Here is a 14,302-nt window from a genome sequence, read left to right on the forward strand (position 1 = left end):
TTTAATTGTGGTTATTATAGGAACAACAGTCGATTTATTCAGTTTAATCGTTTGATGGTGAATGTGAAGAGAATGGTTTACGTCATTTACCTTAAAAATCGATTAAATGCATTAATGCGGCCTTAATACTGAAACGTAGAGAGTGAAGTTCCCCTTTCATCATTAAAAAGCCTAAAAAACATTATATATAAATGAAATATTCAACATTTACTTAAATTCACTAATACTTTTTGAATAAAAAAATTTCATTTATACAAGTAATATAAATAACCACTGAAAATCATTAGTTATTTTATTGTTCACTAGGTAATTCATCTCAAGGTTATCTTTCTTTTTTCACCCTACAACAAGCATAAAATACTTATTTTTCAGTCTTAAAAAACGATAAGTTGCAGCCGCTTGCTCGAAAGCTTGCTGTGCTGGCAATGCTATTCACTTTATAACCTAACTCCCTCCTATATTCTGTGTATAATTAAGCACTAATCCCAATTTCGTTGAGAGAGCGGCTATGGCTGGTATGAATAAAACTCATCTGACTGAAACAGACATCATTACAAAATATATCCTCCCTGCTGTTAAAGATGCAGGCTGGAACCTGATGTCGCAGATCCGCCAAGAAGTCAAACTTCGTGATGGTAAAGTGGTAGTCCGTGGTAAGTTAGCAGCACGATTGACAGTGAAATCAGCCGACATAGTGCTCTATCATAAGCCAGGTCTACCTCTTGCTGTCATAGAAGCTAAAGCGAATAAACACGAAATGGGAAAAGGTATGCAGCAAGGGCTGGATTACGCACGCCTACTCGACGTTCCTTTTATCTTCGCTTCTAATGGTGATGGTTTTATCTTCCACGATAAAACTAATTCTACGCAGCTTGAATCCGAAATCACACTCGACGATTTTCCAACGCCAGAACAGCTTTGGACTAAATACTGTACTTGGAAAGGTTTTACCGCTGAACAATTACCTGTCATCAGCCAAGACTATTACGATGACAGTAGCGGGAAATCCCCTCGTTATTATCAACTACAAGCCATTAATAAAACCGTAGAAGCCGTTTCTGCTGGGCAAAAACGTGTATTACTCGTGATGGCGACGGGGACTGGCAAAACCTATACCGCATTTCAAATTATCTGGCGCTTATGGAAAGCTAAAAATAAAAAACGCATTCTGTTTCTTGCAGATCGCAATATTCTTGTCGATCAAACTAAAAATAACGACTTCCAACCTTTTGGCAGCGCAATGGCAAAAGTGACAGGTAGAACGATTGATCCAGCCTATGAAATTCAACTTGCGCTCTACCAAGCAATTACCGGCCCAGAAGAACACCAAAAAGCCTTTAAACAAGTGGCCCCCGATTTCTTTGATTTGATTGTTATCGACGAGTGCCACCGCGGTAGCGCATCAGAAAACAGCGCATGGCGAGAAATTCTCGAATACTTCAGCAGTGCTACCCAAATTGGCTTGACCGCAACACCAAAAGAAACCGATGACGTTTCTAGCACTGATTACTTTGGCGACCCCGTTTACACTTATTCACTTAAAGAAGGCATCGAAGACGGCTTCCTAGCACCTTATAAGGTAGTACGAGTCGATATCGATGTTGACTTACAAGGTTGGCGCCCCACAAAAGGCCAAGTTGATAAACAAGGCCAGCTAATTGATGACCGAATTTATAACCAAAAAGACTTTGACCGCACTATGGTGATTGATGAGCGTACCCAGCTGGTAGCGCAAACAATTACTGATTACCTAAGGCGCACCAATCCAATGGATAAAACCATCGTTTTTTGTAACGATGTTGACCACGCTGAACGTATGCGCCGTGCATTGGTAAACCTAAACCCAGAGCAAGTGCGAAAAAATGAGAAATACGTGATGAAAATCACTGGCGATGACGATATCGGCAAGGCGCAACTCGATAATTTCATCAACCCGAAGAAGCCTTACCCAGTGATTGCAACCACCTCAGAACTGATGAGTACGGGTGTGGATGCACAAACCTGCAAACTGGTCGTGCTAGACCAAAACATCCAATCCATGACCAAATTTAAGCAAATCATCGGGCGTGGAACACGTATTAACGAGAAGTTCGATAAACTCTGGTTCACCATTCTCGATTTCAAAAAAGCCACCGAACTGTTTGCAGATGAGCGTTTTGATGGTGTGCCTGAAAAAGTGATCCGCACAACACCTAAAGATATTTCTGATCCCGAGTCTGATTTCAATGATGTACTAGAAGATGAGGTTCCAGAAAACGAAGCGTTAGATAACGATGGATTTACCGGCGCAGAAGAACCGTCCGCTCACTATGGCACCACATCAGAAAGTGCCAACGGTGCTTTCGAAGAGTGCGATGAAAACAGAATTCGCAAATATCATGTCAACGGAGTTACCGTAAAAGTACTGGCAAAACGCGTCCAATATTACGATACCGATGGCAAATTAGTCACCGAGTCCTTTCAGGACTACACCCGTAAAACGCTACTCAAAGATAAAGACTTTGCCTCTCTTGATAACTTCATTCGAAAATGGCACTCTGCCGAACGCAAACAGATTATTATTGATGAACTTCAGCAACTCGGCGTGCTTTGGGAAGTGTTAGCAGAAGAAGTGGGCAAAGACCTTGATCCGTTCGATCTCCTTTGCCATGTGGTTTATGGGCAGCCGCCCCTAACGCGTAAAGAACGGGCTGACAACGTGCGTAAACGTAACTACTTCACTAAATATTCAGAACCTGCTCAGCACGTACTCAATACCTTGCTAGATAAATACGCCGATGAAGGCGTGCAAGAAATCGAAGATATTCAGGTACTAAAACTGAAACCGTTCGACAGCCTAGGCCGTCCGCTAGAAATCATCAAAAGTAGCTTTGGTAATAAACAAGCTTACGAGCAGGCAGTCAATGAACTGGAAGATCAAATTTATCAATTACCACCTCGTCAGGCCTAATAGCCCATATTATTTTACCACCGTGAGTCAACCGCTCTCGGTGGCGTCATTTTTACCAATGGAATACGAACATGTCGATCAGCTCAGTTATTAAATCCTTACAAGACATCATGCGCAAAGATGCGGGTGTAGACGGTGATGCTCAGCGCCTTGGGCAACTGTCTTGGCTATTATTTCTGAAAATATTTGATACTCAGGAAGAAGAGCTTGAACTCGAGCAAAACGATTACCAACTCCCCATCAATGCACGTTATTTGTGGCGTACTTGGGCGGCAAATAGTGAGGGAATGACAGGTGATGAACTACTCGAATTCATCAATGACGATTTATTCCCTGCTTTAAAAAACCTGACCGCGCCTATCGATAAAAACCCACGGGGCTTTGTGGTAAAACAAGCGTTTAGCGATGCCTATAACTACATGAAAAATGGTACGCTCCTACGCCAAGTCATCAATAAGCTGAATGAAATCGACTTCAGCAGTAGCGCCGAGCGCCACTTATTCGGTGACATCTATGAACAAATTCTACGCGACTTACAGAGTGCTGGTAATGCAGGTGAATTCTACACCCCGCGTGCGGTTACACGCTTTATGGTCAATCGTATTGACCCTAAATTAGGTGAGTCGATTATGGACCCTGCATGCGGTACAGGGGGCTTCCTTGCCTGTGCGTTCGACCATGTAAAAGAGCATTACGTTAACACCACTGAAGATCATAAAACGCTACAACAGCAAATCTTTGGTGTAGAGAAAAAACAGCTCCCACATTTGCTGTGTACCACTAATATGCTATTGCATGGTATTGAAGTTCCGGTACAAATTCGTCATGACAACACATTGAACAAGCCGCTGTCCGCTTGGGATCAACAACTCGACGTCATTATTACCAACCCACCGTTTGGTGGTACTGAAGAAGACGGGATCGAGAAAAATTTCCCAGCTGAAATGCAAACCCGCGAAACTGCCGACCTGTTCCTGCAATTGATCATTGAAGTACTGGCTGATAAAGGGCGTGCAGCTGTGGTTCTGCCGGATGGCACATTGTTTGGTGAAGGCGTCAAAACCAAAATCAAAAAACTGCTAACCGAAGAGTGCAATCTACACACCATTGTGCGTTTACCTAATGGCGTGTTTAACCCATACACCGGGATCAAAACCAATATTCTCTTCTTCACCAAAGGCCTGCCAACTAAAGAAATTTGGTTCTATGAACACCCTTACCCTGAGGGAATAAAAAACTACAGCAAAACCAAACCGATGAAGTTTGAAGAATTCCAAACAGAAATCGATTGGTGGGGCAATGAAGCAGATGGTTTTGCCAGCCGAGAAGAGAACAATCAGGCATGGAAAGTCAGTATTGACGAAATCATTGCTCGCAACTTTAACCTTGATATCAAAAACCCGTACCAAGGTGAAACTATCAGCCACGATCCCGACGAATTACTGGCACAGTACCAAACACAACAAGCTGAAATCAGTAAACTACGCCATCAGTTACGCGATATCCTCGGTGCTGCATTAACGGGCAATAAGGAAACAAACTGATGACTGTTGAGAAACTAATTACCGACCATATCGATATCTGGTCCTCTGCGCTGCAAACTCGCTCCACCGCAGGGCGCGGCAGCAACGGTAAAATTGATCTTTATGGTATTAAGAAACTGCGTGAGCTGATCTTAGAACTCGCCGTGCGTGGCAAATTAGTACCGCAAGACCCAAATGATGAACCTGCCTCAGAGCTGTTAAAGCGCATTGAGGCTGAAAAAATGGAGCTCATGAAGCAGGGAAAAATAAAAAAACAAAAGCCACTTCCTGAAATTAGTGACGATGAGAAGCCGTTTGAGTTGCCGACTGGGTGGGAGTGGGTGAGGTTAGGTTTTATTACTAACTATGGCGAGTGTGATAAGGCAGAACCAGCAGATGCGGATGCAGATACGTGGATAGTTGAACTTGAAGATATTGAAAAGAGTACATCCAGACTCTTAAACCGAGTTAAATTCTCTGAGCGTCCATTTAAAAGTTCAAAGAATAAATTTAATAAAAATGATGTCCTCTACGGGAAGTTACGACCGTATCTGGATAAAGTTTTGATTGCTGATGATAGTGGTGTATGTACAACCGAAATTATTCCTATAAAAGTCTACGGCAATATTCTCCCTAGTTACCTTCGCCTTTTACTTAAATCTCCAAGGTTTATTGCTTACGCAAATGAATCAACTCATGGAATGAACTTACCAAGGTTAGGAACCGATAAAGCCATCAATGCAGTTGTTGAATTAACAGCAATTGCAGAACAAGTAAGGATTGTGAATAAAGTTGACGAACTGATGTCCCTTTGCGATCAACTAGAGCAACAATCGCTTACCCACCTTGATGCACATCAACAACTAGTTGAAACTCTGCTAGCAACGCTTACTAATAGCCAAAACGCAAAAGAACTCTCTGAAAACTGGTCGCGAATTAGCCAGCATTTCGATACACTATTTACCACCGAGACGAGCATCGATGCGTTAAAGCAAACCATTTTGCAACTGGCTGTGATGGGTAAACTTGTGCCGCAAGATCCCAACGACGAACCTGCTTCTAAACTGCTGAAATGTGTTGAGCAAGAAAAAGCATTAATGGTGAAAAACGGTAAAATTAAAAAACAAAAACCATTGCCGCCGATTAGTAATGAGGAAAAACCATTTGAATTACCGCAGGGCTGGGAGTGGGTGAGGCTAATCAATATTGTGGCTGACATTCATTATGGATATACAGCTTCTGCAGATGAAACTAAAAAAACAAAGTTATTGAGAATAACTGATATACAAGATAACAAGGTAAACTGGAAAACTGTTCCTGGCTGTGATATTAGTGAAAAAATGGCTGAACAATATAGGCTTGTTAATGATGATATCGTCGTTGCTCGAACAGGTGGAACTGTAGGAAAATCATATCTGGTCGAAAATATAAATGCCCATGCAGTATTTGCTTCTTATTTAATAAGATTGAAATATCTCCGCCCTATGCAAGCTGGATTTACTAAAATATTTTTAGGTAGTCAACTATATTGGAAACAGCTTTATAACGGAACCACTGGTACAGGGCAGCCCAATGTAAATGGTAATACTTTAAAAGCAATGATATTACCTATACCACCTCTCAATGAACAAATGAAAATAACTGCTAAGGCTAATGAATTATTTTCAATCTGCAAGACTCTAAAATCCCGTCTGCAATCCGCCCAACAAACCCAGCTCCACCTAGCGGATGCACTCACTGATGCAGCATTAAACTAAGGAACAAACCATGACAGTTCACTATATGAATGATGTGTGATAGAAACCTCTCACTATTGAATATAACTAGTTTCTTGATCCAGTAATTTAAATTGTTTAATTGCCTGTTTTTAATCAGTTAACTCTAACAACAGAAACAGGCAACTTTAGTATAAATAAGGGCGAAAATGACTAGTGAATTATCAATAATAGTAAATCAACCCTACGCAACATAGCGGCTTCTATCTCTTAATTTATGTAGCTTGCTTCCAAGTTCCATCACGCTCCTTATTGATTGAGTGCTGAACCCAAACTTAAAGTCACTAACATTAATTTCTTCGTTCGCGTATCTACGTATAAAATCGTTTTCATTATTTCCACAGCAAACAACAAATTTCCTATTGATCTAACCTTTAAGAATGGCTATTAACCCATCAATAGCTTGATTAATTGACTTCGAACCATGTTCCGAGGTTAAACGCCAATATTTTGAGCTGTTGGTATCTACCATCAAGTGCATACCATCACCGTCTGTTAATTTATACGATTTATCCAGAGGCTTGGCAGCCCTAACTTTAGCATCAGTAAGGACCATGATTTATCTCCTTCTGTTGGTACAAACTATTATCGTATCGAGAGATACCAACGCATATACCAACGGCAGGTACTTGATGTGGGTTGAGTTGAGTATACTTAGGGAGACTGAAAAGTGAGGAAAAACCTTGCAAACACTGGATTTCAAGCATAAAAAAAGACGCCTTAAGCGTCTAATTTTTGGTGCCGAAGGCCGGACTCGAACCGGCACACCCGAAGGCGGTTGATTTTGAATCAACTGCGTCTACCAATTCCGCCACTCCGGCACGAAGTGATGTATTCCTTGGAAAACGTGGCTATTATACTTGCCTTACCTCGACTAGCAACATTTATCTTGATTATTCAGTTTGTTCGCTTAAAAAAAAAGCATATCCATGCACTCCCTGCGATTTTGTATACCTTCTCTTAAATAATTCAATCTTTCCATTTATTGGGTAATTAATGCTTTTTGTTTACTTATCAGCCCAGCCATATGTTACTTTAGTCAAATATTTGATTTAATTGTTAGCGTCAATCAAGGCTGCTGGCGACTCGATGCAATTTTTGCTAGCGTATGCAGATTCATTAAATGTTACAAGGTACTCATCAATGGGGTTTCTAGGGTGGATAGCGGTAGGAGTGGTTATTGGCATCTTAATCGGTGCTTTGATGAAGGTTTTCTCGAAGAAAAAATAACCTTGGTCTGTTAGACCATTTGCAAAATTACACATCGGCTGGCTTCTAAACATGAAGAAATCATTTCTAAAAATTCTGTCAGTGTCTGCGTTGTCTCTCGCATTAGCGGCCTGTTCAACAACGACAGAGAAACAACCTAAGTTTTTACAAGGCAACAATAGTGATGCCGAATCTAGTGACTGGAAAGTGTTCGAGGGCGATAGAAGAACTTACGAGCGCGTTGCTAAGATTGTCGATTTGTATGCGAACCGTATTTTTAATGAAAGTGATGCCCGCGGTATGGCCATCATTGTTATTGATAATAACCAAACATTGTCACGTTATTATGGTGAAACTGCACCGGGTAATGGTAAAAAACCGGGGCCACATTCGTTGATCCGTATTGCTTCTGTCTCTAAATTAATGACCAGTGAAATCTTAATTAAATTAGAGCAAGACAATAAATTATTGATCACCGATCCGTTACAGCAATATAGCTACAATGGCGTGACCGTGCCGGATAACAATAGCGGGCAGCCGATTCGCTTATATCATTTAGCCAGCCATACTAGCGGTTTGCCAAGAGAGCAGCCCGGCGGTAAATGGGGCCGACCTGTGTTTATTTGGCCAACACAAGATAACCGTTGGGCTTGGTTACGAAATGGTAAGCTCGATGCAACACCGGGTACTGAAGCCTCCTACTCAAACCTTGCTTACGACCTTCTAGCCGATGCGATGATTAAAGCATCTGGGCTATCTTATCCGCAGTTGTTTAGCCGTTATGTCACATCACCCGCTAATATGACTGAGACAACCTACACACCGAATGCATCACAATGCGCTCGGCTGATGGAAGGTACCAAACCAAGTCCGTGCCATAATACACTTGCAGCAGCAGGAAGTGGAGGTGTGTATTCAACACCTGCCGATATGCAAAAGTGGATGCAACAGTTTTTATCGACGGATAAAAACCTCAGAAAAGCTACAGCAGCCCGTGAACAAGGCATTTATTTCCCGAGAGAAAAACTTCTTGATGTGAAAGGGATGGATGTTGCTGGCTACGCTGATGGCATGGGGCTTGGCTGGGTTTATATGAAGCCTCAAAATGGTCGTCCGGGGATTTATCAAAAAACCGGTGGCGGTGGCGGGTTCAATAGCTATATGGCGATGATCCCCCAACAAAATATTGGTGTTTTTGTGGTAATGACGCGTAAGGATGGCAGTAAATTTAGTAAGTTAACAGTTGGAGTTAACGAGATGGTTGCTGCATTATCCGCTAACCATGCGTATGGGAAACATTGAAGGCGTACCGCCGAAGCAGCTGATGCACTGGCGAGCTATGCCCCAACCTTGACACATAATTTAATCAGATTGCTGACGTTAAAATTATCCGCAGTTTGATCAAAACACATCACTATATTTATAAAAAGGTAGGAAATACCCGCAATTTCTTACCTTTTTTTATTCACAATACCAATAATTTTTTTTGAAAGAATCTTTGTGATTTCCCTCCTATGATAGCAATTCCAATTATTCAAGGAGGAAATTAAGTATGACAGATATGATAAGAACACATGGTGTACTTGGATTGCTTCAAACAAGAGATGGCGCTTTGGTAAGAACCACTGACAAAAAACTCGACACTCTGTTTTTAGAAAAAATCACAGCTATTAAGAATAGTCAGAGCCCAAATACCTATTTCAAGCTGTGCAGCTGTAATAGTGCGGATAATGGGTTATTTTCAAATGCGCAAGCCATTGCAAATCGCTATAACATCTGTGTTATGGGCTTTCGTGGCGTCATTAACAAAAACGCGGCAAAACAAGCAGTCGCTCACTCTGACAAACACCCTATTTTTCATCCTCAAACAAATAAATTTGCTCGAAAAATAAGTGAGTTAGGCAATAACTTTATTGGCTGTATGTCCAAAATTCATATTTCAGCTAAGAAGATAAATATCCCCGAGCCATTTCCAAACTAATTATTCCTTTTAATAAAAAAGCCACAACATCTAATGATATTGTGGCTTTCTACAACATAATGATTAACTTTGATTATTTACGCTTCACCAACAACACAATACTGACACCAAGGAATAACAAGCTTGGCAGTAGCGCAGCGATAATGGGAGGTACTGAATAAACCAAGCTCCAGTTACCAAAGCCTTGGTTTAGAATATAGAATAAGAAGCCACCGACGATCCCTGATACGACACGTACCCCCATTGGTACGGTACGCAGAGGGCCAAAAATAAACGATACCGCCATTAGCATCATTACCGCAGCAGACAGTGGCGCTAAGATCTTTTTCCACATGCTCAACTGATAAACCGCAGCGACCTGCCCACTTTCTTTCAGATAAGAAATATATTGATAAAGACCACGAATAGAAAGCGAATCCGCATTGAGAGAAACAATACCCAATTTTTCAGGGGTAAGGTTGGTTTTCCAATCGTAAGTTAAACGTTGGGAGCCCGTAATTTTTTTCTCGCTGCTTAAAATAGACTCATCAACCTGAGATAACACCCACTGTTTGTTGTCTTCATCATAGGAGCCACTTGAAGCAAACATCACGGATTTCAGTTTATGCTGTTCATCAAAGCGGTAAATTGAGACATCTTGAATCGATGTGGTATCAGCAATGCGTTGAATATGAATAAAATCACGTCCATCTTTCGCCCACATCCCTTCATTGGTCACTACTAGTGAGTTACCCACAATTTTCTCTGCGCGATAGTTTCTGGCCCATTGGTCACCCGCTGGAGCGACCCATTCACCAATAAACATGGCAACAATGACCAGTGGGATCGCCGTTTTCATCACTGATAGCGCGATTTGTAAACGGGTAAAGCCCGCGGCTTGCATCACCACCAATTCACTGCGTGACGCTAACGCTCCTAGGCCAAGCAAAGCCCCCAGTAGCGCTGCCATGGGGAAAAAGATATCGATATCTTTAGGGATACTTAACAGTGTAAATACCCCTGCGCCAAGTGCGGTATATTCACCATCTCCCACTTTACGCAGCTGTTCAACAAACTTAATGATCCCTGAAAGGGATACCAGTAAGAACAGAGTCATTAAAATAGAGTTGAGGATCGTGCGTCCAATATACCTGTCTAAAACACCAAACATCAGGCAGCCCCTCTATTGAATTTGACGCGTAAACGGCGCATTGGCACGGTATCCCACAAGTTAAGGATCACCGCGAGAGCAAGGTAACCTATGTTAACCGCCCATAAGGCATATTTCGGGTCGACATCGCCTTTTTCGGCACTATTGCGTAGCGTACTTTGTAGTAGGAAGAAAATAAGATACAACAGCATCGCAGGGAGCATGCTCAGCACTCTTCCCTGACGTGGGTTGACTTCACTTAGCGGTACAACCATCAATGCCATCACCACAACAGAGAAAACAATGGTTAAACGCCAATGGAACTCTGCATTTGAATCAGGATCGTTGGCTTTCCATAGTTCGAACATGGTTTTTTGTTCGACTTTATCGTTGCTGGTATCGCTAGTTTTATGATCGATAACGGCTTGGTAGTTTTGGAAATCGGTAATACGGAAGTCACGCAATAGTGCGGTTCCCTCGTAACGAGTTCCTTCGTCCAGCACGACCACTTGGCGACCATCAGCATCTTCTTTCATGTAACCGCTGTCAGCCACCACCACTGATGGGCGTTGTTCGTTAGCGGTACGCAATTGGGCAAGAAAGACGTTTTTAAAATCATTGCCTTTCACTTCACCAATATACAACACGATGTTGCGGTCTTTAGTGGTTTTAAATTGCCCTTCCACCATAGCAGCAAGGCCTGGGTTAGCTTTAGCATCTGCTAACACTTGCTCCTGATATTGTGAGGACCAAGGCAGCATCCATGTGATATTGCCGATCGCAACCAATGCCGTGATTGTTGCAAGCACCAGAGCCGCTTTAACCAGCACGCTCTTTCCTAGCCCGCAAGCATGCATAACCGTAATTTCACTTTCGGTATACAGTTTACTGTATGTCATTAATAGCCCAAGAAATAGGCTCAAAGGGAGGATCAGCTGCGCCATTTCAGGCACACCCAGTCCCAGCAAAGGTAACACTAAGTTTGAAGGAATATTACCCTGCACCGCAGCCCCGAGGATATCGATGGACTTTTGGCTGAAAAAAATCAACATTAGCACAAAAAGGATAGCTAGCTGACTTTTCAGGGTCTCCCGTACCAAATATCTAATAATGATCACGCTTATACGCCTGTGAAAACTTGTCTTTTGGGTGGAAAATGGCTAAGTTCGTTCAATATCTACCATTTGTTAACATATACTCTGGCTCATTGTATGGATAGAATGATATAAAAGCATTCTCTATACTCTTCATACTTCAAGTTGCAGGGCTGTTTGTTAAGGCATGGTGACTACCGCTTAGCTAGCCGAGTCACATAGTTTATCTATGCACCCCGCCTATCTTCGCTTGTCGCCTACCTGCAACTCGTATTATTTTGAGTATATACTGATTACCCAATCAGAAAATGCTTAATATTATTGAAAAACCAAGTATCCTCTCAGTTTAACATAAAGAGTTCATACTCTATGAGGTAGATTAATGCGGTACGCTAATTTTAGCGGGAGCATGGGCCTTTGTCTTTAAGATTCAGGAGAACGCATGGAGTTTAGTGTAAAAAGTGGTAGCCCGGAAAAACAACGCAGCGCATGTATCGTTGTCGGAGTCTTTGAACCACGCCGTCTGTCCCCTATAGCTGAACAGCTGGACAAAATAAGCGACGGATATATCAGCGCCCTGCTGCGCCGCGGGGAACTTGAAGGTAAAGTAGGCCAGTCCCTACTACTCCATCATGTACCAAATGTCCTATCTGAACGCATTCTACTCATTGGCTGTGGTAAAGAGCGTGAGCTGGATGAACGTCAGTTTAAACAAATCATTCAGAAAACCATTAGTACACTGAATGAAACAGGTTCAATGGAAGCCGTTTGCTTCTTGACTGAACTACACGTCAAAGGCCGTAACAACTACTGGAAAGTGCGCCAAGCTGTCGAAACAGCAAAAGAGTCTCTCTATGTCTTTGATCAACTAAAAAGCAACAAAACCGAGCACCGCCGCCCACTACGTAAATTGGTCTTCAATGTGCCAACCCGTCGTGAGCTACCAAGCGGTGAGCGTGCGATTGCTCATGGCTTAGCGATTGCTTCAGGTGTGAAGGCAGCGAAAGATCTGGGTAATATGCCACCAAACATCTGTAATGCGGCTTACTTAGCATCCCAAGCGCGCCAGCTAGCGGATATTTCAGATAACAGACTGACGACTCGCGTTATCGGCGAAGAGCAAATGAAAGAGTTAGGCATGAATGCCTACCTTGCGGTTGGACAAGGCTCTCAAAACGAGTCACTGATGTCTATCATGGAATACAAAGGCAGCGCTGATCCTGAAGCGAAGCCAATCGTATTGCTCGGTAAGGGGCTAACATTTGACTCCGGTGGTATTTCTATCAAGCCAGCAGATAGCATGGATGAGATGAAATATGATATGTGTGGTGCAGCTACCGTTTATGGTGTGATGCGCTTTATCACCGAGTTACAACTGCCAATTAACGTGGTTGGTGTGCTCGCAGGCTGTGAAAACATGCCAGGTGGCCGCGCTTATCGTCCGGGTGATATTTTGACTACCATGTCAGGCCAAACCGTTGAAGTGCTGAATACCGATGCTGAAGGTCGTTTAGTATTGTGTGATGCGCTGACTTATGTTGAACGTTTTGATCCTGAATTAGTGATTGATATTGCAACACTAACAGGTGCTTGTGTTATCGCATTGGGCAGCCACTATACCGGTTTGATGTCTAACCATAACCCGCTAGCTCATGAGCTGTTAAATGCTTCCGAGCAGGCTGGTGACCGTGCATGGCGCTTACCATTAGCTGACGAATATTTTGACCAAATCACGCCTAATTTTGCTGATTTAGCCAATACAGGTGGCCGTCCTGCGGGCGCAATCACTGCGGGCTGTTTCCTGTCTCGCTTCGCCACTAAGTATAATTGGGCGCACTTGGACATCGCTGGTACTGCATGGCGTTCAGGTAAAGCAAAAGGAGCCACTGGCCGCCCAGTCTCCCTGCTGTCACAGTTTTTACTTAACCGTGTCGGTTTGAATGGTGACGATTAATCTAAATTGATTATCGTTCCTGAAAAATAAGCTAGCTCCCGAATCATGGATGTCTGTGATTCGGGATGTTATTTTTTAGAGGCAGTCAATCAAGCTCTACATGATCGATGCAACCACCAACCGATTTTGAGCCAGCAACAAAACCAGTTATAATTCAAAAAGACAAATGAATGGAGTCACTAGACCTCAACGTAAAGCGCTACGGCACGAAGTATGACGGGGATTTAATGAAAAACGCTACCTTCTACCAACTACAAAACAACTCACCTGAACAGACTGAGCTTGAAGCTCATGAGTGGTTGGCTTGCGAACTTGCAGCGCAGATGTGGCGTAATGGTAAGCGTATATTGCTGGCGTGTGAAACGGCTGAACAAGCAGAAAAACTCGATGAGGCACTTTGGCAAAGGGATCCTCATCAGTTCGTTCCTCACAACCTTGCTGGTGAAGGGCCTCGATATGGAGCACCAATCGAAATTTGCTGGCCGGGAAAACGGGGCAATGCCCAACGAGATGTATTAATTAATCTGCAAAGCCAATTTGCAGATTTTGCCACTGCATTCCATGAAGTGATAGACTTTGTGCCTATCGATGAAACTTTAAAACAGTTGGCGCGTGAACGGTATAAAATTTACCGCAGCGTCGGCTTCAATTTGACTATGGCGACGCCGCCAACTAACTGAATACGAT

9 protein-coding genes, 1 tRNA gene and 1 pseudogene are annotated in these 14,302 nt (G+C 42.8%); 7 read left to right on the forward strand and 4 right to left on the reverse strand.

Features of this window, described 5'->3' with window-relative positions; translation table 11 throughout:
- Positions 1 to 508 precede the first annotated feature (508 nt).
- The 3 genes from hsdR to AC3Z9T_RS12475 all read left to right on the forward strand — a co-directional run bounded on the left by hsdR (position 509) and on the right by AC3Z9T_RS12475 (position 6,230).
- Positions 509 to 2,950: an EcoAI/FtnUII family type I restriction enzme subunit R gene (gene hsdR / locus AC3Z9T_RS12465; RefSeq protein ID WP_490126447.1), complete on the forward strand. Its 2,442-nt coding sequence runs from the start codon at positions 509 to 511 to the stop codon at positions 2,948 to 2,950.
- A 71-nt stretch (positions 2,951 to 3,021) separates the two neighbouring features.
- Positions 3,022 to 4,494 carry an N-6 DNA methylase gene (locus AC3Z9T_RS12470; protein WP_490126448.1) on the forward strand — a complete coding sequence of 491 codons (1,473 nt, stop codon included), beginning with the start codon at positions 3,022 to 3,024 and terminating at the stop codon, positions 4,492 to 4,494.
- On the forward strand, positions 4,494 to 6,230 hold the full coding sequence (locus AC3Z9T_RS12475) for a restriction endonuclease subunit S (protein ID WP_490126449.1): 1,737 nt from the start codon (positions 4,494 to 4,496) through the stop codon (positions 6,228 to 6,230). Before AC3Z9T_RS12470 ends, AC3Z9T_RS12475 begins: the two co-directional genes overlap by 1 nt.
- Positions 6,231 to 6,663: 433 nt before the next feature.
- Here the strand turns inward: AC3Z9T_RS12475 and AC3Z9T_RS12480 are convergent.
- Positions 6,664 to 6,804, reverse strand: a pseudogene (locus AC3Z9T_RS12480) (Arm DNA-binding domain-containing protein); the annotation flags it as partial.
- A gap of 180 nt (positions 6,805 to 6,984) precedes the next feature.
- Positions 6,985 to 7,069 (reverse strand) — tRNA-Leu (locus AC3Z9T_RS12485).
- Between the two features lie 460 nt (positions 7,070 to 7,529).
- On the opposite strand from AC3Z9T_RS12485, the gene ampH reads away from it, so the two are divergent.
- Together ampH and AC3Z9T_RS12495 are read left to right on the forward strand one after the other, a co-directional pair.
- Positions 7,530 to 8,759 carry a D-alanyl-D-alanine-carboxypeptidase/endopeptidase AmpH gene (gene ampH / locus AC3Z9T_RS12490; protein WP_490126450.1) on the forward strand — a complete coding sequence of 410 codons (1,230 nt, stop codon included), beginning with the start codon at positions 7,530 to 7,532 and terminating at the stop codon, positions 8,757 to 8,759.
- Positions 8,760 to 9,009: 250 nt separating this feature from the next.
- Positions 9,010 to 9,438, forward strand: coding sequence for a hypothetical protein (locus AC3Z9T_RS12495; RefSeq protein ID WP_490126451.1), 429 nt, complete (start codon positions 9,010 to 9,012; stop codon positions 9,436 to 9,438).
- Between the two features lie 73 nt (positions 9,439 to 9,511).
- Here the strand turns inward: AC3Z9T_RS12495 and lptG are convergent, their stop codons facing one another.
- Together lptG and lptF are read right to left on the reverse strand one after the other, a co-directional pair.
- Positions 9,512 to 10,588: an LPS export ABC transporter permease LptG gene (lptG, locus tag AC3Z9T_RS12500; protein ID WP_490126452.1), complete on the reverse strand. Its 1,077-nt coding sequence runs from the start codon at positions 10,586 to 10,588 to the stop codon at positions 9,512 to 9,514.
- Positions 10,588 to 11,685 carry an LPS export ABC transporter permease LptF gene (gene lptF, locus AC3Z9T_RS12505; RefSeq protein WP_490126453.1) on the reverse strand — a complete coding sequence of 366 codons (1,098 nt, stop codon included), beginning with the start codon at positions 11,683 to 11,685 and terminating at the stop codon, positions 10,588 to 10,590. The genes lptG and lptF overlap by 1 nt, the downstream gene beginning before the upstream one ends.
- A 418-nt stretch (positions 11,686 to 12,103) precedes the next feature.
- Here lptF and pepA point away from each other — a divergent pair, with 418 nt between their 5' ends.
- Positions 12,104 to 13,615: a leucyl aminopeptidase gene (gene pepA / locus AC3Z9T_RS12510; protein WP_490126454.1), complete on the forward strand. Its 1,512-nt coding sequence runs from the start codon at positions 12,104 to 12,106 to the stop codon at positions 13,613 to 13,615.
- A gap of 227 nt (positions 13,616 to 13,842) precedes the next feature.
- Positions 13,843 to 14,295 carry a DNA polymerase III subunit chi gene (locus AC3Z9T_RS12515; protein ID WP_490126455.1) on the forward strand — a complete coding sequence of 151 codons (453 nt, stop codon included), beginning with the start codon at positions 13,843 to 13,845 and terminating at the stop codon, positions 14,293 to 14,295.
- The last annotated feature ends 7 nt before the right edge of the window (positions 14,296 to 14,302 follow it).

It is taken from the genome of Providencia sp. 6390, assembly GCF_058148425.1.